This is a genomic window from Ruegeria sp. AB8 (assembly GCF_056542605.1).
The window spans coordinates 142,155-164,578 of the sequence record NZ_JBQGAB010000011.1; the positions used below are offsets into that span (position 1 = coordinate 142,155).

Consider the following 22,424-nt stretch of genomic DNA (forward strand, 5'->3'; position numbering starts at 1 on the left):
GGCCACTTGCAAAACTTCCATCCTGAAAGAAACGGAGACGCCGGGATTGGCGGAAGGGCGGAGGCCCCGCGTGATCGAGCCGCTGGTATTCTTGCCTGGATTGATGTGCGACGCTCGGCTGTTCCAGTCGCAAATAACTGTCCTGTCGCAAGAGCGTGCGGTGACCGTGGCCCCGATCTCGACCGGTGAGCGGATTGAGGAGATAGCCTCTTCGCTTCTGGATGTGTTGCCTCGGTGTTTTGCGCTGGCAGGGTTCAGCATGGGCGGTGTCGTTGCACTTGAGGTTGTACGCCGCGCGCCTGAGCGAGTTTCGCGCCTGTGTCTGATGTCGACCGATGCGCAGGCAGTCACCCCGCAATTTGCCGCAGCGCGCGAGGATCTGATAGTGGGTGCGCAGGCCGGGCGACTTGAAGACATCATGCGCGATGTTATCGGTTCGGATGCGCTGGCCCCGGGGCCCAACCGCATCCCGATTCTGAATGAACTTCTGACGATGGCGGTAGAATTGGGTCCTGACCTGTTTGTGCGCCAGATGCGCGCCCTTCAGCGCCGTCCGGATCAGCAGGGTGCATTGCGGCGGATCAATGTCCCGACGCTGATCCTGTGTGGGGTGCATGATACGCTGACACCGGTGCGAAAACATGCCTTTATGACCGAGCTCATTCCGAATGCCGAGTTGCAGGTGATTGACGACGCCGGGCATGTGCCAATGCTGGAATCGCCGCAGGCCGTGACGGATGCACTGCAGCGCTGGCTTTCCCGTCCGGCGCGGCTCAGTCACGAATAACGCTGTTTGGAAAAAGGCGGCCTGCCTGAGGTTAGGGATCAGGCCACTTTATTCTTGTTTGCGGCCGTGCGTTGGGGTTTGCGGCTGTTGGCGTTCATGAAGTCGATCACCAGGGGCCGGATATTGTCGCGCCAGCTGCGCCCGGCAAAGATGCCGTAATGACCGGCCCCGGGCTCGACATGGCTGGCCTTCTTGCCGTCCGGCAGACCGGTGCACAGGTCCAGTGCCGCAATGCACTGGCCGGGGGCCGAGATGTCGTCATTGGCCCCTTCAACGGATTTGACCGCGACATCTGTGATTTTCCCGATATCCACCTTGTGGCCGGCCACAATGAACTCATTTCGGGCAATTTCGCGGTTTTTGAAAACACGTTCCACAGTGGACAGGTAGAATTCGGCCGTCATGTCCATGACTGCGAGGTATTCATCATAGAACCGGTTATGGGCGTCGTGGTCTGAGGCTTCGTTGCGCATAACTCGCTGAATCTGATCCGAAAACGCCTTGGAGTGACGGTCCGCGTTCATCGACATGAACGACGCCAGTTGCAACAGGCCGGGATAGACCATGCGGCCGACGCCCTTGTATTTGAAACCGACGCGCTGGATCATTGTCTCTTCCAGCTGGCCCATTGTCACTCTGCGCCCGAAATCGGTAACTTCGGTCGGGGTGGCATCCGGATCGACCGGGCCGCCGATCAGCGTCAGTGTGCTGGGCTGCGCCTTCGGATCATGTTCCGCCAGATAGGCTGTTGCGGCCAGTGTCAGCGGCGCGGGCTGACACACGGCAACAACATGTGTGTCCGGACCCAGTTCCTTCATGAAATCGACAAGGTAGAGCGTGTAATCCTCGACATCGAACTTGCCTTCGGACACTGGGATGTCACGCGCGTTATGCCAATCGGTAATGTAGACTTCGCAATTTACAAGCAGGCTCTTGACGGTCGAGCGCAACAGAGTGGCGTAGTGCCCGGACATCGGCGCCACCAGCAGAACCTTGCGCGGCTGTTCTTCGCGACCGTTGACCCGAAAATGGATCAGATCGCCAAAAGGGCGTTCGACAACGGTTGTGATGTCGACAAGGTGGTCCTTGCCATCTTCGCAGGTGAAGGTCCGAATACCCCAGTCCGGCTTGACGACCATGCGCTGAAACGTCCGTTCGGTAACCTCTCCCCAGGCAGCCATCATGCTGAACGCAGGGCTCGGCGCCATTGCGAAAAGCGGATAAGAGGCCATGGCGCTGGCGGTTGCGCCCAACCATTGGTTGGTATTGCGCATGGTTTCCATCAGGTCATACGTCATCATATAGCGCATGTATTCGGGCCTCCTGAGTATTATCCTGAGATTTCGGACCATTCGCCGCTTTGCGCTACGCGTTCACGACGTTATTCTGCATAGCAGCGACGTTAGGGGGGAATCCTTATAATGACAACTACCGAAGACAATACGCCGGACCTGTCGGACGAACATATTGAACGTCTTAAGGAAAATTTGTCCAAAGTCGAAGACCTCTCGAAACGGCTTGTTGAAGTGATGGCTGGAAAAAAGTCGCACACCCCCGCCCTGGATGGTCCGAATCAAGAGCTTTTTGCAAAAGCAGCAACGGCCTATTGGGCCGAAGCGATGCAGAACCCGGCCAAGCTGCTTGAGCATCAGATCGAGTTCTGGGGCAAGTCGGTTCTGAACTTTGCCGAAGCACAGCAGGTATTGTCAAAAGGTGAGCCTGATACCGAAGACAAACTGCCCGAAGACCGGCGGTTTTCTAACCCGATGTGGGAAAACAACCCCTATTTCCGCTTTATCCGTCAACAGTATCAGACCAATGCCGAAGCGATCGCGCAAGCCGTAGCCTCAGTTGAAGACCTTGAAGACAAGGACAAGCGCAGACTGGCCTACTTCTCTCGTCAGATCATCGACATGATGGCCCCGACCAACTTTCTGGCCACCAACCCGGACGCACTCGAGAAAGCCATCGAAACCGACGGACAGTCGCTGATCCAGGGGTTGGAGAACCTGGTTGCGGATCTTGAGGCCAACGACGGCGAACTTGTGGTTCGGCTGGCGGATGAGAGCGCGTTTGAGATCGGTGGAAACATCGCCACCACGCCCGGCGATGTGGTGTTTCGCAACCGCATGATGGAGCTGATCCAGTACAAGCCATCGACCGAAACAGTCCATGAAACGCCCATTGTCCTGTTCCCGCCCTGGATCAACAAGTTTTATATCCTTGACCTGAAAGCGCAGAACAGCCTGATCAAGTGGGTGACAGAGCAGGGCTATACCCTGTTTGTCGTCAGTTGGGTCAACGCGGACAGTTCGCATGCCGATATCGGACTTGAGGACTATATCGAAGAAGGATTTCTGGCCGCGATCGAAGAGGCCAAGAATATCTGCAAGGTCAAACAGGTCAATGCCGTGGGCTATTGCATTGCCGGCACCACGCTTAGCCTGACGCTTTCGCTGTTGAAGAAACGTGGTGATAAATCGGTCAAATCGGCCACGTTCTTTACAACGCTGACCGATTTCGGAGAGCAGGGCGAGTTCACGCCTTTCCTGCAGAACGATTTTGTGGACGGGATCGAGGATCAGGTGTCAAAGGATGGCATCCTAAAGGCCTGGATTATCGGACGCACAATGTCCTTCCTGCGGTCGCGGGATCTGATCTACACACCTGCAATCCGCAGCTACATGATGGGTGAAACACCGCCGGCATTCGATTTGCTGTATTGGAACGGAGACGGCGCAAACCTGCCGGGCCGAATGGCAATCCAATACCTGCGCGGGCTTTGTCAGAACAATGAGTTTGTTACTGATGGGTTCAAACTGCTGGGCGAAAATCTGCATATCAGCGACGTGGATGTCCCGTTGATGGCCATCACGTGCGAGACCGACCACATAGCAGCCTGGAAGGATTGTTATCGCGGTGTTCAGCAGATGGGGTCGCGCTCGAAAGCCTTTGTTGTTTCGGAATCCGGTCATATTGCCGGAATTGTGAACCCGCCCAGCAAGAAGAAATACGGGCACTATACGAACCCGGACCTGAAGACGGACGCGGACACCTGGTTGAAAGAAGCGGATTTTCACGAAGGATCCTGGTGGCCGATGTGGGAAGCCTGGCTAAAAAAGCGGTCTGGCAAACAGATACCGGCCCGCGAAACGGGCGATTCGAAACATCCGAGCCTGTGTCCGGCCCCAGGGACCTATGTTCTGGTCAAGGCAAATCGCTGATTTCATTCTGAAACTAAATTTTTTCTGCATCGCAGCAAAAAGAACTTGAAATGCTGCGATGCAGAAAGCATATTGTCCTCAAGCTGACGAACGCCGGGGTGGGCCCGGTCCAGCAAAGAGGATTAAGACAATGGCAAAGACTCAGGATTTTACCGCCGTCATGAAAGACATGATGGGTGCATTCCCGGTTGACACAACCGCACTGGAAGACGCGTTCAAATCGACCGCTTCGCTGAACGAAAAGCTGTCGGGCGTTGCTCTGGAAGCTGCTGAAAAATCGGCAGAAATCTCCAGCAAATGGACCAAAGACACTCTGGCCAAACTGACCGAGATGTCGAAAGCAAAGGCAGAGCCTGCCGACTACGCAAAAGCCGCAACCGATTTCGCCAGCGCTTCGGCTGAAGTTGCTGCTGAAAACATGGCTGCTTTCGCTGAAATCGCCAAGAAACTGCAGAGCGAAACCGTCGAACTGCTGATGGCTGCCGGCAAAGAAGCTGCTGAAGAAGCAAGCTCGGCTGTCAAGAAAGCCACCAACGACGTGACTGCTGCGGCCAAAAAGGCAACCGCTGCCAAGTAAGAACGTCCGCGAGGCGCACCCTCTCCTCCCATTTGGTGCCATCGCGCTGGGCAGGTCGATTGACCTGCCCTTTCTTTTTGTGCTGCACTCGCATAACCTGTGCTGCAACGCATCATCCTTGGGGAGGGTAAAGGGTGTCGGACCAAGAAAAACCGTTATTGATCAAGCGCTATGCCAGTCGCCGGCTGTATAACACCGAGACCAGCGACTACGTCACACTTGAAGATATCGCCGGATTTATCCGGGATGGCCGCGAAGTTCAGATAATCGACCTGAAATCCGGGGACGACCTGACGCGGCAATACCTGCTGCAAATCATCGCCGAACATGAAAGCCGGGGTGAAAACGTCCTGCCGGTAAACGTGCTGAACGATCTTGTGCGCAGCTACATGGTGCCCGGTGGGGGCATGATGCCGCAATTTCTGCAAAGCTCGTTCGAAATGCTGCGCGAAAGCCAAAGCAAGATGATGGAAAACATGAACGCCATGAACCCCATGAGCAACATGCCGGGGTTTGAGGCGATGCAGGCGCAGCAGCAGGCTTTCCTGAAGGCGATGACCAGCGGATTGTCGGGCGGGTGGTCGGCGCCGACCCAGGACGACGAGGCGAAGGAAGAGCCTAAAGAAGACCTGGATGAGATCAAAAAGCAGCTGGCTGAGCTGCAGAAAAAACTATCCAAACTGAACTGAGGGTGAAGAACCGAAGCTAACAAGGCCCGCCAGAGGCGGGCCTTTTGGTTTTTCAGGTTCCAAAGGCCATCGCCGGCGCTGTCACGTCACCGACCGAAGCCAGCAGGATATCCGCGATCACATCCAGTTCTTCACGGGTCAGGCGCACGGGCAGTCGAACATCGCAAGCTTTCATCAGCATTGCCCGGGTTTCCGGCAGGTCGAACGTTTCCGGCAAGAACTGCCAGTTCCAGAACGCGCGCGCGTTGTCCTCGCTCAGGCCAAAAACCTGCACTTTCACACCGCGAGACTCTGCTGCGGTTGCAAAGGCGCGGATCTCGTCCTCGTTCATGCCGACAAGGTTGAACTGAATTGAATCCGGTGCACGCTTTTCAGGATCTAGCGGGGCGGGCACGGAAATTTTGGGTGACGCGTTCAGACGATCCGCCACGTAGTCGTGATTTTCCAGACCGTCCCGGACACGACGGGCCAGTTCCGGAATTTGCGGGCGGATAACGGCGGCGCTGAGGTTGCTCATGCGCAGGTTGTATAGCGGCAACCGGTTCTGCCAGCGCGCAAAGGCCAGGTCCAACTCGGGCGAGTTATCGCCATGCGGGGTTTTATGCTTTTTCCAGTTATGCTCATAGGCACCCGACATGATAACGGCCTGCGCCACCAGATCGGCATCATCGGTGATCAGAATACCGCCTTCGCCCGCGTTGATCATCTTGTAGGACTGGAACGAGAAACAGCCCATCTTGCCGATCGTTCCGATGTTGCGGCCGTGCCAGGTGGTGCCAAGCGAGTGGGCCGCATCCTCGATTACGGGAATGTCGCGGGCATCGCACAGCTCCATAATGGCATCCATATCCGAGGTATGGCCGCGCATGTGGCTGATGATGACTGCCTGAACGTCGTCCAGCTTGGCCTCAAAATTCTTTAGATCGATGCGGTAGTTTTCTCCAACCTCGCACAGGACAGGGACGCAGTCGGCATGAACGATGGAAGATGGCACTGCGGCAAAGGTGAAGCCGGGTATCAGCACCCGCGCGTCCCGTGGCAAACCCAGCGCCTTCAGGGACAGGAACAGTGCAGCTGAGCAGGATGAAACCGCCAAAGCGTATTTGGATCCCAAAAGCGCGGCAAATTCCGCCTCTAGCAGTGCGACGGGTGAATCCTGGGGTGCTGTGTAGCGAAACAGGTCACCGGATTGCATCAGCGCATCAATCGCTTCGCGCGCGGCTGCGGGGATGGGTTCGGCTTCGTGAACATTGGGTGGCAGCGACATATTTGGTTTTCCTGAATTCTAACTTTTGTAAATATAAATTCACAACGCCAGCAAGCCAAGAGCGTAATCGCCCGTCGGCGAAATTTCACCAAATTGTCGCAAGTTTAGTGGGTCCTGCCCCCCAGATCAGACTAAAGGCCCAGACGGTCGCGCAAGGCGAACCACGTCATGGCAAGAACCAGCAGTGGGCTGCGCAGGGCAGGGCCGCCGGGAAACGGTTGGGCGGGAACGCGCGCCATCGTATCGAATCCTTCGGCCTGTCCCTGAATGGCCAGAGCCATCAGCTGACCCGCGTGGGTAGCCGTGCCGACCCCGTGACCTGAGTAACCTGAGGCAGACAGGATATTCGGGGCAAGGCGCGCCAGATAAGGCATTCGACGCATCGTTATGGCCAGTGTTCCACCCCAGGCGTAATCGATCCTGACATCTTTCAGATGCGGGAAAATCTCGACCATCGGTTTGCGGACTTTTGCTGCAATATCAGTGGGAAAGCGATAGCCATAGCTTTCGCCGCCGCCAAACAAAAGGCGGCCATCCGCGCTGAGCCGGAAATAGTTCACAACGAATTTTGTGTCGGCAACGGCCACATCCCGCGTCAGGACGCGCGCGGCGTTGTCTCCCAGCGGTTCGGTGGCCGCTATGAAATTGTTGATGGGCATGACACGTTCGGCAACCTTGCGATTCAGATCACCGATGTAGCCATTACAGGCCAGTATGACGTGGTCAGCCTTGACTGTTCCCTCTGCCGTCCGAAGACTTACGCCATTACCATCCGAGATATTCAGGACTTCGGTCCCCTCGTGGATGCGAACACCCGCTTTTCGGGCCGCCTGCGCAAGTCCCAAGGCATAGTTCAGGGGGTGCAGATGCGCTGCCCCCATATCCAGATACCCGCCCTGATAAGTCGGAGAAGGGCAGAGCGTATGGCCCGCATCGCGGTCCAGCAACTGTATCTCGTCATATCCATACCGCTTGGACAGGTGTTCCGCATGAGAGTGCAGTCCGACCCGATCTGATTTGCTTAGACCCAGATTGGCGATGCCGGGCTTCAGGTCGCATTGAATCTTGTGTTTGGAGATCAGTGACTTGACCAGATCCTTGGCGTCTTCGGCAAGATCCCAAAGCTTGGCGGCGTCATCATCGCCAACCAAGAGCTCCAGATCTTCCTGATCCATTCGCTGCGCGCTGCCCAACTGGCCGCCGTTGCGCCCCGAGGCACCAAAGCCAACGCGATGCGCTTCCAGCAGAACGACCTCAAATCCGGCTTCAGCCAGATGCAGCGCCGCCGACAGGCCGGTGTATCCGCCGCCGACAACACAGACATCCGCGGTGCAATCGCCGGTCAGGGCAGGGTTAGGATCAGGCGCATGTGCGGTCGCGGCATACCAGCTGGGCGGGTATTCCGCCTTGCGGTCATTGGAATAGAGCAGGTTCATCGCGCAAGTACCTTAGACGTTCAGCAGAAGATGCTCGCGCTCCCACGGGGAAATCACCTGCAGAAATTCTTCGTATTCCGCCCGTTTGACGATGCTGTAGACGCGGGCGAATTCCGGTCCCAGAACCTCGTGCAGGGCTGTGGCCTCGTCAAACAGATCCAGCGCACTGCCCATGACCTGCGGGATGTCACCGTCGCCTTCATAGGCGTCGCCGTAGAACTGGCGCCGGGGCCGTTCCTGCTGTGTCAGTCCCAGATACCCACAGGCCAAAGACAGGGCGATGCCCAGGTAGGGGTTGCAATCCATACCCGCGATGCGGTTCTCAACGCGACGCGCTTCGGGGCTGGACAGCGGAACACGGATGCCCGTCGTCCGATTGTCACGCGCCCATTCCAGATTGATCGGGGCGGCGTGGTCCTTCACATAGCGGCGATAGGAATTCACATAAGGTGCCATGACGGCCAGACCGGCGGGCAGGTGGTTCTGCAATCCGGCGATGTAATGATAGAACGCGTCCGTCTCGCCCCCCTGCGGCCCGGAAAAGATGTTCTCACCGGTTTCGATATCAATGATCGAGTGGTGAATATGCATCGCCGAGCCCGGTTCGTCCTCGATGGGTTTGGCCATGAAGGTCGCAAAGCAGTTGTGACGCAGTGCAGCTTCGCGGATCAGGCGTTTGAAGTAGAAGACCTCATCGGCCAGTTTCACCGGGCTGCCGTGGCGCAGGTTGATCTCTAACTGGCCCGCGCCGCCTTCTTGCGTGATGCCGTCGATTTCGAACCCCTGATGTTCGGCAAAGTCATAGATGTCGTCGATCACGGGGCCGAACTCGTCCACCGCAGTCATCGAATATGCCTGCCGCGCTGCAGCCGGACGGCCCGAACGGCCCATCATCGGCTTGATTTCCTGCGCCGGATCGACGTTGGGGGCGACCAGAAAGAACTCCATCTCGGGTGCGACGACCGGCTTCCAGCCCCGGTCATGATAAAGCTGCACGACGCGTTTCAGTACATTGCGCGGGCTGTACGGGATCGGATTGTCGTCCCGGTCATAGGCGTCATGGATAACCTGTAGCGTCCAGTCACCCGTCCAGGGCGCCGCCGAAGCGGTCGAGAAATCCGGCTTGAGGATCATGTCGCGTTCGATGAAGCCATCTTCGCCCGCTGCCTCGCCCCAGTCACCCGTGATCGTCTGATAGAAGATACTGTCGGGCAGATGAAAATAGGATTGCTTGGCAAATTTTGATGCAGGCACGGCCTTGCCGCGGGCAATCCCCGGCAGATCCGAGATAATGCACTCGACCTCATCCAGACGTTGGCCTTCAATATAATCGCGCGCTGCCTCTGGCAGCTGTTTTTTCCAGTCGGCCATCAGGCCCTCTCTTTCTTCAGGAATTCTGCCATCTGACGGCCAATTGCGGGATTATCGATCGGTCCGCGCGTGCGGTTGGCCGCATCCTGCAAAATGGGGTCCGGGACCACGCCTTTTCCGCGCGTCCTCATCAGGCCCTCGATAAAGTCATCGGAATATTCGGGATGCGCCTGCACCGTCCAGATCGTGTCTCCGTAAGCGATCATTGCGTTGCGGCAGAACCCGTTCTGACCAACCACGCGTGCGCCTTCGGGCAATCGGGTTACCTGATCCTGATGCCAGGCGTTCAGAGAAACCGTCTGGCCGTCCAGTTCATAATCCGTTCGTCCGACAGCCCAGCCGCCCTGGAACTTTTCTACCGTTCCACCCAGCGCCTGGGCGATGATCTGGTGGCCAAAGCACACGCCGATCAGTGGCTTTCCAGAATTCTGGATTTCCCTGATCAGGTCCTCAAGCGGGGGTATCCACGGATGATCTTCGTAAGCGCCGTGACGCGATCCCGTGATGATCCAACCGTCAGCCTGAGAGACGTCCTTCGGGAACTGATTGTCGACCACCTGGAAGGTCACGAATTCGAAGTCATGACCATCCAGCAGGGCGCGAAACATCGCATCATATTCGCCGAAGTCGTCAGCCAGCTGTTCAGGTGCGTGGCCGGTAACTAGGATTCCGATTTTCATGATTCACCAAATTTGATCAAATTTTATTCTACGCGAGTCCTTGATCGCGGGCAAGGGGGTCATACGGCCTCGAGGTAACTGAGCCAGTGCGTCTCTGGCGCGCGCTCGGAAAACCGCGCGATCTCCTGCCGTTTTGTCATGACAAGATTACGGATCAGTTCAGCGGGAAAGATCCGCCGGATCATCGGGTCCGCCTCGAACGCGGATATGGCCGAGGACCAGTCGCCTGCCAATTGCGGTAGCCCGGCAATTTCATAGGCATTTCCGGTAATCGGCGGGGGCGGCTGCAACCCGTCATCGATACCGGCCAATGCTGCCCCCAACACAGCTGTCAGCATCAGGTAGGGGTTGATGTCGCCACCAGCCACGCGATGTTCAATTCGACGTGCCACCGGCGCGCCGCCGGGAATACGGATGGCAGCGGTTCGGTTCTCATAAGCCCAGCTTGCCCCCGTTGGAGCGTGCGCCCCGGGCACGAGGCGCGTGTAAGAGTTTCCGTGAGGGGCAAAAACCAGCGTACTGCCCGGCATCGCGGCAAGACAGCCTGCAACAGCCGCGTGCAACTCGTGGCTGCCATCGGGGCCACCATTGTCAAACACATTGCGGCCCGATGAATCGACCACGGAAAAATGGACATGCATTCCGTTGCCCGCGTCCTGCGGATAGGGTTTTGCCATGAATGTCGCCGTAAAGCCGTGTTTGCGGGCCAGTCCACGGGTCAAGGCCTTGAACAGCCACGTGTCATCGGCGCAGCGCATGGCGTCCTGATGGTTCAGGTTGATCTCGAACTGGCCGATTCCGCTTTCGGAAATGGCGGTTTGGGCGGGGATGTCCATGGCCACGCAACCGTCATAGAGCTCGGTAAAGAACGCATCAAAGGCGTCCAGCTCCGCAAGGGACAGGACAGCCTCGTCGCACAATCTGCGACCCGTGACCGGATTGGCAGGCGCTCCGGGTTGTGATCCCGATGCATCAAGCAGCGTGAACTCCAGTTCAGTTGCCGCGATCACGGACCAGCCGCGCTTTGCATAGTCGGCCAGAACTGCGGCAAGCGCATGTCTGGGATCCCCTGCGTATGGCTCGGACTTGTCATTATATAATGCCATCGGGACCAGCGCGGTTTCGGCATCAAGCCAGGGCATGGGAATCGGTCCGCGATCGGTCGGCAGAAGCATCCCATCGGCATCGCCGGATTCAAATACCAGCGGACTGCCTTCGATATCCGCGCCCCAAAGATCGACATTCAGCGCCGAAAACGGCATGCGGACCGCGCCTTTGTTCAGCTTTTCTGCGTAAGAGGACGGCACGCGTTTGCCGCGCATCTGACCGTTAAGGTCACAGGCAGCAACACGAAAACCGGGCAGGGCGCTCAGGTCCATTTTGGTCTCCAATACTCTCGTTTCCCGAGATGTAGTCGAGACCGCGCGTCTTGTCACGGAATTTGATCAAATTTTTCCTGCGGTCAGGTAGGGCTTTGAGTCCCGCGCCAACCAACGCTGGCGCGGGACCACAGGACGTCAGACGAAGTTGACGCCGTTTTCCGCCATCGGCAACGAGGTCACCTTGATGCCCGAAAGCGCGCGGATCGCGTTGGCAAGGGCCGGGGCCGAGGGGGGGGTGCCCGGCTCACCGACACCGGTCGGGGCCTCGGCGGAAGCTACGATATGAACTTCGATCTCCGCGATGTCGCCGATGCGCAAAGGCTCGTAGTCCGGGAAGTTGTATTGGTCCACGACGCCTCCGGTCAGCGTGATCTGATCCCGCATGACATGACCGATACCGTAGCCGATACCACCCTCCATCTGCGCGCGCACCACATCGGGGTTCACCGCAATCCCGCAATCCACGGCGCAAGTGACCTTTTCGATCTTGATGCCGTTCTCTGGATCGCCCGAAACCTCGACGACCTGAGCTGCGTAGGATCCGAAGGATTTGTGCACGGCAATCCCTTGCGCGCGGCCTGCGGGTGCGTTGCCCCAGTCAGCTTTTTCAACGGCAAGTTTCAGGACGCCTGCTTTGCGCTGTTGATCGGCGTCGCTGGTATCCGCCAGATGTGCCAGACGGAACTCCACCGGATCACGGCCCGCTGTTTCGGCGACAAGGTCCATCATGGCCTCCATCACGTAGCCGGTGTGGGTGTGACCGACCGAGCGCCACCACAGAACGGTTGTAGCTTTGGGCGTGTCGGTCAGACCCAGAGCCATGCCGGGGATTGTGTACGGGCTGTCAGCAATCCCCTCGATCGAACTGTGGTCGATCCCGTCTTTTACCAGAACGGCTTCGAACGGCGTGCCTTTGATCACCGATTGTCCGGCCACCTGATGCTGCCAGCCAACGATGTTGCCTTCTCCATCCAGACCCACACGCACCTTGTGGCCAAATGCAGGGCGGTAATAACCGCTGCGGATATCATCCTCTCGTGTCCAGACCAGTTTCACAGGGCGCGAACGGTCGGTGATCACAAAAGCCAGCGCGGCCTCGACTTGATAATCCGCATCAGGCGTTGCGCGACGGCCGAACGAGCCACCGGCCAGCATCGTCTTGATGTGGATCTTCTCAGGCGGCAGCTGGAAGATCTGCTGATAGGCCATATGCGGGCCGGTTGGCATCTGCGCGCCGTCATGCAGGACGATGTCGCCTTCGGCCGTCTGTTCGATGGTGCAGTTCAGCGGCTCCATCGGTGCATGTGCCAGCAGAGGGAAGTAGAAGGTCTTTTCGACTACCTTATCCGCGCCTTCGATGGCCGTCGCCACAGCTGCGACGTCTGCCTTGTTCACATTATATGTGGGTTCAGCGTCCAGGGCGGCCATGATCTCGGTCCTGATCTGATCCGAGTCGCGGGTTTCGGCACCCGACATGTCCCATTCGACCACAAGCGCGTCACGTGCCTGAATCGCGGCCCAGGTGTTTTCGGCATAAACCGCGACGCCCGCCTGGTTGGGCAGGACGGCGGCGTTGATGTAGCCCTTAACCTCTTTCGACGCGCTGTCGTCAAAACCAAGCGCGACGCCGCCCTTCGATTCCGGGCGCTTGATCATGGCAACCATCTGGTTGGGCAGGTGAACGTCCATGGCATACATGGCCTGACCATTGCCCTTGATGGCCGAGTCCTTGCGGCGCACCGCTTCGTTGCCGATCAGACGGAACTCTGACGGGTCTTTCAGACGCGGCTCGGCCGGAACCTCTAACTGAGAGGCCGCCGCAACGAACTCCGCAATCGGTGCGGATTTGTCGCCCGCCTTGACGATGCCTTCCTCGATAGTGATGACTGACGCATCCACACCCCAGCTTTGGGCAGCCGCAGTGATCAGCATTTCACGCGCAGCAGCACCGGCCTGGCGGTACTGCAGCCACGAGTTTGCCATCGCGGTCGACCCGCCGGTTCCCTGGAAGGGGCCAAACAGCAGGTTGTTGTAGACCTGCGGATTGGATGGGGCGAATTCGTACTTGATCTGGTCCATGGTCAGGCCGATTTCCTCCGCAATCAGCGTCGGCAGACCGGTTGCAGGGCCCTGACCCTTTTCAAAGTGCTTGACGATGGCGGTCACGGTGCCATCGGCGTCAATTTTCACGAACGGGTTGAACTGCGCGGTCTCGGATGAGGCGACAGCCAGAACGCCATCGGGGCGGGCGCCAACCAGCAGGACGGCACCGGCGGCAGCAGCGCCTTTCAGAAATCCACGGCGAGAAGTGTTGATGGTCATGGATCAGGCCTCCAGAATTTCAGAAGCGCGCTGGATTCCGGCGCGGATGCGTTGGTAAGTGGCGCAGCGGCAGGCGTTGCCGGACATGTAGTCGTCAATCTCTTCGACGCTGGGCTTCGGGTTTTCAGACAGAAGTCCGACCGCCGACATCACCTGACCCGACTGGCAATAACCGCACTGGACCACGTCCAGTTCGACCCATGCTTGCTGCACGGCTGCGCCGATCTTTCCGTCGCCAACGGCTTCAATTGTCGTGATTTCTGCGTCTTCAATGTCTTCTACAAAGGTCTGGCACGAACGAACCGGTTCGCCGTTCACGTGTACGGTGCAGGCACCGCACGATGCGACACCGCACCCGAACTTGGTGCCGGTCAGCTTGAGTTCGTCCCGGATCACCCAGAGCAGGGGCGTGCCGGGTTCGGCGTCGACCGTGTGGGTTTCACCGTTTAACTTCAATGTCAGAGCCATGAGGGGTTCTCCTGTTGGGCTGGATACCTGAATCGGTAAACTGGCGCGTTTACCTTAAGTGTCAAATCAGCTGATGTAAACTCTCAAGTTTACACTGTTGTTTGACCGGCCGGACGTGATGGGTCTATAGGTGGAACATGATCCAATGCAATTCACCGAATGAGTCCAAGTACGCCCAGATCATTGAGGCCGCCGTGGCCGAGTTTCAGGACAAGGGCTTTGCTTCTGCCAGTATGGATCGCATTTCGGCGCGGGCCGAAGTGTCAAAGCGCACGCTTTACAAGTACTTTGAAAGTAAAGAAAATCTCTTTCGTTCAATTGTAACTGAACTGTCCGGCCGTTTTGCCGAGGTATTGGAGATCCGGTATCAGCCGGGGCGCGATATTCGCGAACAGTTGACGGATTTGGCCTGGGCTGAGGGCCGGATTCTGATGCGCCCGGACGTGATTGCGATGTCGAGGATGATTATCAGCGAAACTTTGCGCAACCCGGATCTGGCGGCGGCAGCACAGGGCAAGCTGGACAAGACCTCGACATTCATCGCCATGCTGAAAGACGCCGCCGAGGACGGCCAGTTGCAGATCGAAGACGCTGATCAGGCGGGTAAGGAGTTTATCGGACTGATCAAGGCAAAGGCGTTCTGGCCCATGATGTTCAGTGGCGGCGTGCTCAGCCACTCGGAAATGACCGAAACCATCGAAAGCAGCGTCGATATGATGCTGTGCCGCTATGGTCCGGGAGCCGCCGCGTCTAGACCCTGAGAACTCCTTCTTTGTTTTGAGTAAGATGCGCTAGGGAACGAATCCTGCTGGTACGCCAAAGGGTGGGGCGTCTACGCTGACACCTGTCAAGGAATGCAGAAAGGCCACGAGGTTGTCGATTTCCGCGTCGGTCAATCTGACTTGGGCAATATCGACCTTGTTGCGCTGACGTTCCATTTCAAACCGGTCGTCCCAAACTACAAAATCCGCATCCTGAAGCCAGGGAACCGGGGGCAGGGCCGCCATGTCGCGTGTCCAGTTCGCCAGACTGGTTTGTGGGTCCAGATGATGGCGGATCATGCTTTTAAGGTCCGGGAATGCGCCGTTATGGCCGTAGGGTGCAGTCAGGGCAACGTTGCGCAGCATCGGGGTTCGGAAACGGTAGGCGTCCTCCAGCTGGTCACTTTCACCCATTCGGCCCACGTCGCGCACAAAAGGATCCCACTGTCGGGTACGACCGGGTCCGAAGGGTGGCAGGCCCAACGCGTGAAACTTCTGATCTGACATCAAAGGCCCGGAATGGCAGGTGGCGCATTTTGCCTTTCGATAAAACAGGTTCATGCCGTTTTTCTGCGCAAGTGAAAGGGCATCGGCATCGCCCGCCAGAAATTGGTCGAACGGGCTGTCCGTGCTGCGCCATTCGATGGCCATAAAGGCTGCCAGCGCATTGGCGATCTGGGTGATCGTGATTTCTTCGGTGGTTTCGATTTCTTCGAAGGCCGCGACCATGGCAGGGCCATACCGAGGCTCGGTACGAACCCGTTTGGCAAGGATCGGCCAGCCTTTGTCGATCCGGTCATGTACCGCTCCGGTGACCTGATTTTCAGCTACGTTCCCGGCCATTTCGAATTGTGATGTCAGCGGAAAAAGTGCCTGCGCGGCCAGAAGGGAATTCAGCCCCTCCGGCAGCCATTCCTGCGCAGGGGAGTTGAAGCCGTTGCCGTAGACTTCGGAAACACTGAGCCGTCCATCGTGAAAAACCGTGTGAATGTCTTTCGCGCCAAGGTTCCACAGGCCCGGAGAATTGCGAGGGATACGTTTGCGGATTCTGCCGGCTCCGGTTCCGGGGGTACGCTTCGGTCCCAGCCCTTGTCCGCCCTCACCAATACCCAACGATAACCCGTCAGAGGTACCGAAATCCGGGTGGTGACAATGGGCGCAGGCGATGTTCCGGTTGCCTGACAGGATTGGATCGTAAAACAGTTGATGACCAATGGCGGCCTGTTTCATATCAAAAGAAATGAAGTCATCGTCGGTCAATGGGCGCGGCAAGTCTTGCGCTGCCGCCATCCCGCCCCAAAGGAGAGCAGCCACCCCATGCGCCAGTTTGTATTTGCCCTTTTCTGTCTTGCGACGCCTGCGCTGGCCGAGTTGGAACAGGCCCGCGACATGATGGAGGCCGGAGAGTTCGAAGCTGCGCGCGAGGAATTGTTGCCGGCCGCCCGATCGGGCAATGCCGAAGCCGAAGAGTTGATCGGTGTGATGTACGGGTTGGGTCTTGGAGTCGCGCAGGATTACGAACGGGCGTTCGAATGGTATCTGCGCGCCTCGATGAAAGGGCATCCCGGGGCGCAGTCTGGTGTGGGCTGGTACTATGAGCTGGGTCTTGGCATGCCCGCGCCCGATCTGGTGCGGGCCTACATGTGGTACACGCTCAGCGCCATTGGCGGCGATCCCGACGCGGCGATCAGCCTTGAGGAAGTGGTCAAGAAAATGTCGCCGGAGCAGATCGAAAGGGCGCATGTTCTGGTGAACGATTACAAAGGGTGGATGTACCCGTTTCGGTGAGGGTCGGACCACAGGCCCGACCCGCCAGATCAGTTCAGATCCGCGTCACGTGACGCGTTCACGTCGGCCTCAGCCGCGGCAACCGCGTCGGTCAGCGCACCAAAAATCTCGTCACCACGGGCAACGTTGGACTGGAACCACTCATAGACCGGAGTTGCGGCCGCTTTGAACGCAGCCTTTTGGTCTGGCGTCAGGACATAGAGATCACCTCCACCGGCGACGAAATCCTCATAAGCCTGAATCGACTTGCGCTTGGGCGAGGCAAAGGTGGCCTGCTGCAACGCATAGAAGCCGTCGACAACCACGCGGCGCAGGTCCTCGGGCATTTCCTGGAACTTGGCGTTGTTCATCCACCACAGCGCCCCCATGTAGGCGTGGCCATCCAGCGTGACGAATTGCAGACCCGCATCAGGGAATTTCATGCCCATGATGTCCGTGATGCCATTCTTCGAGCCCTCAACGACGCCGGTCTGGAAGCTGGTAAACAGCTCAGGCCACGGGATCGGTGTAGGGGATGCACCCAGTGCTTTCACTAGTTCCTGCGGCAGGTCTGCGACCACGGTACGGATTTTCAGACCTTCCATATCGGCAGGCTCGGCGATGCGGCGCTGTGTGTTGGCGAAGTTGCGCCAGCCACCGGTGTTGCCGATGGTCATAAGGCGGATCGCGCCGCCCGAGTCTTCCAGCGCCATGTTGCGCATGGTGCGGGTGAAGTCACCGGACAGCACATGCTCGGCAATCCGGTCATCGGCCATCAGGTAGGGCAGGTCCAGAACCTGCACGTATGGGAAGATGCCCGAGGCCCCGCCGGAAGTGGAAATGTAGATGTCGATAGTGCCGTCAGCCACGCCCTGCAGGCATTCCGCGCCGTTCGAACACAGCTGCGTGCCGATGAACAACTCGACCTCGATAGCTCCGTTCGACGCGGCCTCGACATAGTTTTTGAAAACGATCAGGCCGTCATAGTCTTCGTCGTTTTCATTCGAGTTCGCAGTTGCCCGCAGTGTATAGTCTGCAGCCACAGCGGCCATGGCGGACGCGGCCACAAGCGATGTGGCCACCGCAGCGGTTTTGATGAATTGTCTGAGCATGCGTTTCCTCCCTGTGGTACTCAGTCAGTTTGCAAATCCCGTTATCCTCGGGATCGTCATGGATAGTGCGGGGATATAGGTGATCAGGAAGATCACTATGATTTCGACCGCCAGAAACGGCAGGATCGCCTTGGCGATGGTTTCGACCCGTTCCCGCGACACGGCGGCGGCCACGAACAGTACCAGCCCCATGGGTGGCGTGGCGAGACCAACAGTCAGGTTGACGCTCATGATAATGGCGAAATGGATCGGATCGACGCCAAGGCTGGTGAAGATGGGGCCAAGGATCGGGCCAAGGATGATGATCGCGGGACCTGCATCCAGAAACATGCCGACGATGAACAGAAGCAGGTTGATCAAAAACAGCAGGATCAACGGATTTTCGGACAGGCTGAGGATCAGCGAGGCCAGTTGTTCGGGCGCGTGGCTGAGACTGACCACCGTCTTGAACGCCATCGCGGCGCCGACCAGCAGCAACACAACAGCCGAGGTCATGCCCGCATTGCTGAGAACCTCGGGCACTTCCTTCATTGTCAGCGTGCGCAGGACGAAAAAACCGATGATGAACGCATAGCCGACCGCGACAGCAGCGGCTTCGGTCGGCGTGAAGATGCCGCCCAGAATGCCGCCGAGAATGATCACGGGTGTCATCAGCGGAAAGAACGCCTTGAGGCTGGCCTGGCGGCGTTCATCCCAGGTGTATTTCCGGCTGGCGACCGGGAAATCATAGCGATCAGCCATGAATTTGATCATCACCATCAGGCCGACGCCCACCATGATCCCGGGGACGATCCCGGCCAGAAACAGGGCGGCGACGCTTTCACCCATGACATAGGCATAGATGATCATGATGCCCGAGGGCGGGATGATCGGCCCGATGACCGAACTGGCCGCTGTAATCGCCGCGGCGAATTTGCGGGTATAGCCCTGTTTCTCCATCGCTGGGATCAGCATTGACCCCAAGGCGGATGTGTCGGCCACGGCAGAGCCCGAGAGGCCGGCGAACAGGATCGAGCTCAGTACGTTCACATGTGCCAGTCCTCCGCGCAGGTGCCCCATCAGGGCCTGCGAGAATTCGACGAGGCGAATGGTGATGCCGCCCCGGTTCATCAGCTCTCCGGCGAGCATGAAGAAGGGGATGGCCATCAGCGGAAAGCTGTCCATGCCATTGTAGACATTGCGATAAAGCAGCGTAATGTCATTCGTTTGGCCGTTGAGCCACAGCAGAATGCCCGGCGCGGCCAGCAGCGCGAAAAAGACCGGTAGGCCTATCAACAGGAAAACAAGGAAAGTGGGCAGGAACCAGATCAGCATCTATTCGGCCCCCACGGCTGCTTCGGGAATTTCCGGCAGAAGATGTGCGCCGCCGAGCATGGTGATCAGGGATCGCAGGATCAGCTCGATATTCACCGAGATAAGCAGGATGATCCCCACCAGCAGCGAGGCCATCATCCAACTGCGGGGAATACGGTACCATTCATCGAAACCGAACGATGTTGGCAGGTACAAAGCAGCAGTGGCAAATCTGCCGCCAAAGCCCGTGACTTCAGACCAACCAATATTGACGGCGACCAGCAGGACGATCAGCGAGATCAGCAACAAGAACAGATTGAGGGACTGGCCCAGCAGACGAGGTAAGAACCGTTGCAACATGTCAATCGCCACGAACCCGCCACGCCGAAAAGCCGTCGGAGCCATCAGGCCGGTCATCCAGAGCATGCAGAACCGGGCGGCTTCATCCGGCCAGGGCAGAGCGTTGCCCAGGACATATCGGAAGAACACCTGAATCAGGATTGCGATCACCATCAATGCAATCGCAACAACGCCAACCGCGCGGCCCAGACGCAGCACGGTTTCGTTCACGAATGCAATCGGTGCAAGCACCGATGCCAGTCCGCCCATGCGGATCCTCCCAAGTTCAGCTGCGGGTTCGTCCCGCAGTCGTCAGAACGCGCTTATTTCTTCGCGAATTGGCCGAGTTTTCCGGCATAGAAGGTCAGTGCGTCTCCGTCGCTCATGCTGGCCTTCAGGACTTTTCCCACCACGATCACGTGATCGCCTGCATCGTGATAGGCGTGCTGCTCGCATTCAAAACGTGCCAGACAATCCGGCAACAGCGGCGTTCCGTTTGTGCACCGCTCATGCCGGATGTCGCGCAGCGCATGGGCGTCCTTGGAACAGCCAAAGCAAAGTGCGTCCTGTTCAGACGATAACACGTGAACGGTGAAATGCCGCGCCTTGTGGAAATAGGGGAACCGGCGCGAATTGCGGTCTGCAGCCCACATGATCAGAGGCGGATCCAGTGACAAGGACGAGAAGCTGTTCGCCGTGATGCAGATTGGTCCGTCTTCGCTGTAACAGGTGACGATGGTAACACCGGTGGCAAAGCGGCCAAAGGCGTCGCGCAGGGTGCGGGTGTCGTCCTTGTGCGGGACGAAGGTGCGTGTCAGGTCCTTTGAAATTGCGTTCATCATGGTACCTCATGCCCCAGTGCCGCCTCGTACAGGCGGAACCAGCTTTCACGATCCAGATTGACATTCAGTGCGTCCGAGATGCGCTTGATCCGTTCCAGGTTGTTGGTGCCCAGCACCGGCAGAATGCCCGCCGGATGCGCCAGCAGGAAAGCCACCGCCACAGCGGCCCGGTCCACCCCGAACTCTTGCGCGATTTCGTCTGCCACCACCCCGACCGGAGGGTTCCCGGCCATCAACATTCCGCCGCCTAACGGCGACCACGCCATGACCGGTTGTCCATGCTGCTGATGGAACGCCAGATCGCCATTGGTGAAGGGGCTGATCTCGCCTAAAGAAATCTCGATCTGGTTGGTGACCAGTTTGGTCTTCATCGCAGATTGCAACAGTGTCCAGTCCCAAGGTCGAAAGTTGGACACGCCAACCGCGCGCACTTTGCCGCTGGTGACAACTTCATCCAGTGCTGCGCCAGTGTCATGATGGTCCATCAGCGGGTCGGGACGGTGGATCAGCAGCAAGTCGATATGGTCGATGGCCATTTCCGAAAGCGAGGTGTCGACTGACTGCAGGATATGCGCGCGCGAGGTGTCATAGTATTTGACCTTCGCATCCGAATACCGCCCGACAGGTGCGATGATGTCGCATTTGGTAACGATTTCCATCCGCTGGCGCAGACCGGGATTGGCGCGCAGCGCAGCACCCAGCACAGCTTCGGCTGCGTAGCCGCCATAGATGTCAGCCTGATCGAAGGTGGTGATGCCCTGATCCAGGCAGGACTGGATCTTGGCTTCGACATGGTCCGCCGAAGTATCACTGTCATCGCCCAGCCGCCACATTCCGTAGACAAGGCGGCTCAATTCCAGCGTGTCCGATAGTTTTACACGTTGCATCAGCGGCGAACTCCGTTGCCCAGCGGTGTGGCCGGGGTCGTCTTTGGCACGCGCCCGTATTCTTCGGGAAGCGAGCAGGTTTTCAGGTTGGGCAAAACGCGGGCGCCAAAGTGCCTGGCTTCATCCATGTGCGGATAACCCGAGAAGATGAACGCGCGGATGCCCATTTTCTGATACTCTTCGATCTTGGACAAAACCTGATCGGTCGACCCGACCAGCGCGGCTCCGCAACCGGACCTTGCGCGGCCAACGCCAGTCCACAGACCGGGCTCGACATAGCCGTATTCATCCGCCAGATCGCGGTTCTTGGCCTGATGCGCCACACCCAGCGAGGTTGCATCCAGCGCGCGTTCACGAATGGCGCGCCCATATTCATCGTCGAGTTTCGAGACGATGTAATCCGCGTATTCCTGCGCTTCGGCCTCGGTATCGCGGACGATCATGTGCACGCGCAGGCCGTAATCCAGTGTTCGGTTGTAGTTCTCGGCAACCGCATGGACGGCCTTCATCCGTTCGGCCAGTTGATCCTTGGTTTCCGGCCACATCAGATAGACGTCACAGTGCTCGCCGCAAAGCTCCAGGGCCGACGGAGAATAGCCGCCGAAGTACAGCAACGGACCACCGGTCTGATAGGGCCTGGCCGGATCGGTCGTCAGGCCCAAAAAGTTATAGACTTCGCCCGCATGATTGATCTCATCCTGGGTCCAGGCCTGTTTCAGAATTTCCACCACCTCGCGAGAGCGCTGATAACGATAGGCGCTTTCAGCCTTTTCGCCGGGAAAATCGGACGAGATGATATTGACCGTCAGCCGCCCCTTCAGCATGTGATCCAGCGTTGCGATGGTACGGGCCAGCATGATTGGCTGCATTTCGCCACAGCGAACCGCGGCCAGCAAATTGATCCTATCGGTGATTGGTGCACAGCCCGCCACAAAGCTCAGCGTGTCCTGCCCGACCTGATAGGACGAGGGGCACAGAATGTTTCGAAACCCTTGCGCTTCAGCTTCTTTCACGATGCCGGAGCAATGCTCCCAGCTGGACCGCAGATTGCCATCCGGCACGCCCAGAAACTGATAATCGTCTGAGCACAGCGCCGCGAACCACGATACTTCTGCCGCGTCCAGATCAGGCGAAGTGATGGGGACGATGGTCATCTGAGTCGTTCTCCGCGCGGTTTCCACTTTCCTCTTGCGTAGCAACCGCATTGATGTAGATCAATA

Annotated in this window: 21 protein-coding genes; 6 read left to right on the forward strand and 15 right to left on the reverse strand. The window is 58.1% G+C overall.

The features are described 5' to 3' along the window. The first annotated feature begins 70 nt into the window (after nucleotides 1-70). The gene (locus ACR0CG_RS13310) at nucleotides 71-787 is read left to right on the forward strand and encodes an alpha/beta fold hydrolase (protein ID WP_480525469.1); all 717 of its coding nucleotides are present in this window, start codon (nucleotides 71-73) and stop codon (nucleotides 785-787) included. A 38-nt stretch (nucleotides 788-825) separates the two neighbouring features. Here ACR0CG_RS13310 and phaZ read toward each other — a convergent pair whose 3' ends face one another. Then, the gene (gene phaZ, locus ACR0CG_RS13315) at nucleotides 826-2,097 is read right to left on the reverse strand and encodes a polyhydroxyalkanoate depolymerase (RefSeq protein WP_170680357.1); all 1,272 of its coding nucleotides are present in this window, start codon (nucleotides 2,095-2,097) and stop codon (nucleotides 826-828) included. 111 nt (nucleotides 2,098-2,208) lie between these two features. On the opposite strand from phaZ, the gene ACR0CG_RS13320 reads away from it, so the two are divergent. The 3 genes from ACR0CG_RS13320 to phaR all read left to right on the forward strand — a co-directional run bounded on the left by ACR0CG_RS13320 (nucleotide 2,209) and on the right by phaR (nucleotide 5,277). Further along, nucleotides 2,209-4,011, forward strand: coding sequence for a class I poly(R)-hydroxyalkanoic acid synthase (locus tag ACR0CG_RS13320; protein ID WP_170680355.1), 1,803 nt, complete (start codon nucleotides 2,209-2,211; stop codon nucleotides 4,009-4,011). Nucleotides 4,012-4,141: 130 nt separating this feature from the next. Continuing rightward, nucleotides 4,142-4,588, forward strand: a complete 447-nt coding sequence (locus ACR0CG_RS13325) for a phasin family protein (RefSeq protein WP_170614642.1) — start codon at nucleotides 4,142-4,144, stop codon at nucleotides 4,586-4,588. Nucleotides 4,589-4,722: 134 nt separating this feature from the next. Continuing rightward, nucleotides 4,723-5,277 carry a polyhydroxyalkanoate synthesis repressor PhaR gene (gene phaR, locus ACR0CG_RS13330; RefSeq protein ID WP_170614643.1) on the forward strand — a complete coding sequence of 185 codons (555 nt, stop codon included), beginning with the start codon at nucleotides 4,723-4,725 and terminating at the stop codon, nucleotides 5,275-5,277. A 52-nt stretch (nucleotides 5,278-5,329) separates the two neighbouring features. Here phaR and ACR0CG_RS13335 read toward each other — a convergent pair whose 3' ends face one another. From ACR0CG_RS13335 to ACR0CG_RS13365, 7 genes are all read right to left on the reverse strand, one after another. After that, nucleotides 5,330-6,544 (reverse strand): DegT/DnrJ/EryC1/StrS family aminotransferase, encoded by a 1,215-nt coding sequence (locus ACR0CG_RS13335; protein WP_480525472.1) that lies wholly within the window; start codon nucleotides 6,542-6,544, stop codon nucleotides 5,330-5,332. 131 nt (nucleotides 6,545-6,675) lie between these two features. Then, on the reverse strand, nucleotides 6,676-7,980 hold the full coding sequence (locus ACR0CG_RS13340; RefSeq protein WP_480525473.1) for an NAD(P)/FAD-dependent oxidoreductase: 1,305 nt from the start codon (nucleotides 7,978-7,980) through the stop codon (nucleotides 6,676-6,678). Between the two features lie 12 nt (nucleotides 7,981-7,992). Beyond that, on the reverse strand, nucleotides 7,993-9,351 hold the full coding sequence (locus ACR0CG_RS13345) for a glutamine synthetase family protein (RefSeq protein WP_170806405.1): 1,359 nt from the start codon (nucleotides 9,349-9,351) through the stop codon (nucleotides 7,993-7,995). Then, the gene (locus ACR0CG_RS13350; protein WP_170806404.1) at nucleotides 9,351-10,031 is read right to left on the reverse strand and encodes a type 1 glutamine amidotransferase; all 681 of its coding nucleotides are present in this window, start codon (nucleotides 10,029-10,031) and stop codon (nucleotides 9,351-9,353) included. The genes ACR0CG_RS13345 and ACR0CG_RS13350 overlap by 1 nt, the downstream gene beginning before the upstream one ends. 59 nt (nucleotides 10,032-10,090) lie before the next feature. Then, nucleotides 10,091-11,410, reverse strand: a complete 1,320-nt coding sequence (locus ACR0CG_RS13355; protein WP_480525475.1) for a glutamine synthetase family protein — start codon at nucleotides 11,408-11,410, stop codon at nucleotides 10,091-10,093. Between the two features lie 138 nt (nucleotides 11,411-11,548). Beyond that, entirely contained in the window at nucleotides 11,549-13,735 is a 2,187-nt protein-coding gene (locus ACR0CG_RS13360; protein ID WP_480525477.1) for a xanthine dehydrogenase family protein molybdopterin-binding subunit, read from the reverse strand. A gap of 3 nt (nucleotides 13,736-13,738) precedes the next feature. Further along, entirely contained in the window at nucleotides 13,739-14,203 is a 465-nt protein-coding gene (locus tag ACR0CG_RS13365; RefSeq protein WP_170680341.1) for a (2Fe-2S)-binding protein, read from the reverse strand. Between the two features lie 137 nt (nucleotides 14,204-14,340). On the opposite strand from ACR0CG_RS13365, the gene ACR0CG_RS13370 reads away from it, so the two are divergent. After that, the gene (locus ACR0CG_RS13370) at nucleotides 14,341-14,964 is read left to right on the forward strand and encodes a TetR/AcrR family transcriptional regulator (protein WP_480525479.1); all 624 of its coding nucleotides are present in this window, start codon (nucleotides 14,341-14,343) and stop codon (nucleotides 14,962-14,964) included. Nucleotides 14,965-14,994: 30 nt separating this feature from the next. Here ACR0CG_RS13370 and ACR0CG_RS13375 read toward each other — a convergent pair whose 3' ends face one another. Beyond that, on the reverse strand, nucleotides 14,995-16,254 hold the full coding sequence (locus ACR0CG_RS13375; RefSeq protein ID WP_480525508.1) for a cytochrome-c peroxidase: 1,260 nt from the start codon (nucleotides 16,252-16,254) through the stop codon (nucleotides 14,995-14,997). A gap of 27 nt (nucleotides 16,255-16,281) precedes the next feature. Here ACR0CG_RS13375 and ACR0CG_RS13380 point away from each other — a divergent pair, with 27 nt between their 5' ends. Next, nucleotides 16,282-16,752 (forward strand): tetratricopeptide repeat protein, encoded by a 471-nt coding sequence (locus tag ACR0CG_RS13380; RefSeq protein WP_170680337.1) that lies wholly within the window; start codon nucleotides 16,282-16,284, stop codon nucleotides 16,750-16,752. Nucleotides 16,753-16,781: 29 nt separating this feature from the next. Here the strand turns inward: ACR0CG_RS13380 and ACR0CG_RS13385 are convergent, their stop codons facing one another. The 6 genes from ACR0CG_RS13385 to ACR0CG_RS13410 are packed head-to-tail and all read right to left on the reverse strand — an operon-like array spanning nucleotide 16,782 to nucleotide 22,358. Continuing rightward, nucleotides 16,782-17,843, reverse strand: a complete 1,062-nt coding sequence (locus ACR0CG_RS13385; RefSeq protein ID WP_480525482.1) for a TRAP transporter substrate-binding protein — start codon at nucleotides 17,841-17,843, stop codon at nucleotides 16,782-16,784. A gap of 24 nt (nucleotides 17,844-17,867) precedes the next feature. Further along, a complete protein-coding gene (locus tag ACR0CG_RS13390; RefSeq protein ID WP_480525484.1) occupies nucleotides 17,868-19,157 on the reverse strand; it encodes a TRAP transporter large permease in 1,290 nt (429 codons plus the stop codon). Next, complete coding sequence (locus tag ACR0CG_RS13395; RefSeq protein ID WP_170614655.1) at nucleotides 19,158-19,745, reverse strand: TRAP transporter small permease; 588 nt, start codon at nucleotides 19,743-19,745, stop codon at nucleotides 19,158-19,160. Nucleotides 19,746-19,798: 53 nt separating this feature from the next. Continuing rightward, the gene (locus ACR0CG_RS13400; RefSeq protein ID WP_480525509.1) at nucleotides 19,799-20,314 is read right to left on the reverse strand and encodes a flavin reductase family protein; all 516 of its coding nucleotides are present in this window, start codon (nucleotides 20,312-20,314) and stop codon (nucleotides 19,799-19,801) included. Then, entirely contained in the window at nucleotides 20,314-21,204 is an 891-nt protein-coding gene (locus ACR0CG_RS13405) for an aldo/keto reductase (protein ID WP_480525486.1), read from the reverse strand. Before ACR0CG_RS13405 ends, ACR0CG_RS13400 begins: the two co-directional genes overlap by 1 nt. Next, entirely contained in the window at nucleotides 21,204-22,358 is a 1,155-nt protein-coding gene (locus tag ACR0CG_RS13410) for an LLM class flavin-dependent oxidoreductase (protein WP_480525488.1), read from the reverse strand. The genes ACR0CG_RS13405 and ACR0CG_RS13410 overlap by 1 nt, the downstream gene beginning before the upstream one ends. Nucleotides 22,359-22,424: the final 66 nt, after the last annotated feature.

Coding starts and splice junctions, on each gene's coding strand:
- ACR0CG_RS13400 (WP_480525509.1), bottom strand. CDS start 20,314: ATGAACGCAATTTCAAAGGACCTGACACGCACCTTCGTCCCGCACAAG.
- ACR0CG_RS13410 (WP_480525488.1), bottom strand. CDS start 22,358: ATGACCATCGTCCCCATCACTTCGCCTGATCTGGACGCGGCAGAAGTA.
- ACR0CG_RS13355 (WP_480525475.1), bottom strand. CDS start 11,410: ATGGACCTGAGCGCCCTGCCCGGTTTTCGTGTTGCTGCCTGTGACCTT.
- ACR0CG_RS13385 (WP_480525482.1), bottom strand. CDS start 17,843: ATGCTCAGACAATTCATCAAAACCGCTGCGGTGGCCACATCGCTTGTG.
- ACR0CG_RS13350 (WP_170806404.1), bottom strand. CDS start 10,031: ATGAAAATCGGAATCCTAGTTACCGGCCACGCACCTGAACAGCTGGCT.
- ACR0CG_RS13325 (WP_170614642.1), top strand. CDS start 4,142: ATGGCAAAGACTCAGGATTTTACCGCCGTCATGAAAGACATGATGGGT.
- ACR0CG_RS13340 (WP_480525473.1), bottom strand. CDS start 7,980: ATGAACCTGCTCTATTCCAATGACCGCAAGGCGGAATACCCGCCCAGC.
- ACR0CG_RS13380 (WP_170680337.1), top strand. CDS start 16,282: ATGCGCCAGTTTGTATTTGCCCTTTTCTGTCTTGCGACGCCTGCGCTG.
- ACR0CG_RS13365 (WP_170680341.1), bottom strand. CDS start 14,203: ATGGCTCTGACATTGAAGTTAAACGGTGAAACCCACACGGTCGACGCC.
- ACR0CG_RS13375 (WP_480525508.1), bottom strand. CDS start 16,254: ATGGCGGCAGCGCAAGACTTGCCGCGCCCATTGACCGACGATGACTTC.
- ACR0CG_RS13345 (WP_170806405.1), bottom strand. CDS start 9,351: ATGGCCGACTGGAAAAAACAGCTGCCAGAGGCAGCGCGCGATTATATT.
- ACR0CG_RS13405 (WP_480525486.1), bottom strand. CDS start 21,204: ATGCAACGTGTAAAACTATCGGACACGCTGGAATTGAGCCGCCTTGTC.
- ACR0CG_RS13395 (WP_170614655.1), bottom strand. CDS start 19,745: ATGGGCGGACTGGCATCGGTGCTTGCACCGATTGCATTCGTGAACGAA.
- ACR0CG_RS13370 (WP_480525479.1), top strand. CDS start 14,341: ATGATCCAATGCAATTCACCGAATGAGTCCAAGTACGCCCAGATCATT.
- ACR0CG_RS13320 (WP_170680355.1), top strand. CDS start 2,209: ATGACAACTACCGAAGACAATACGCCGGACCTGTCGGACGAACATATT.
- ACR0CG_RS13390 (WP_480525484.1), bottom strand. CDS start 19,157: ATGCTGATCTGGTTCCTGCCCACTTTCCTTGTTTTCCTGTTGATAGGC.
- ACR0CG_RS13335 (WP_480525472.1), bottom strand. CDS start 6,544: ATGTCGCTGCCACCCAATGTTCACGAAGCCGAACCCATCCCCGCAGCC.
- phaZ (WP_170680357.1), bottom strand. CDS start 2,097: ATGCGCTATATGATGACGTATGACCTGATGGAAACCATGCGCAATACC.
- ACR0CG_RS13360 (WP_480525477.1), bottom strand. CDS start 13,735: ATGACCATCAACACTTCTCGCCGTGGATTTCTGAAAGGCGCTGCTGCC.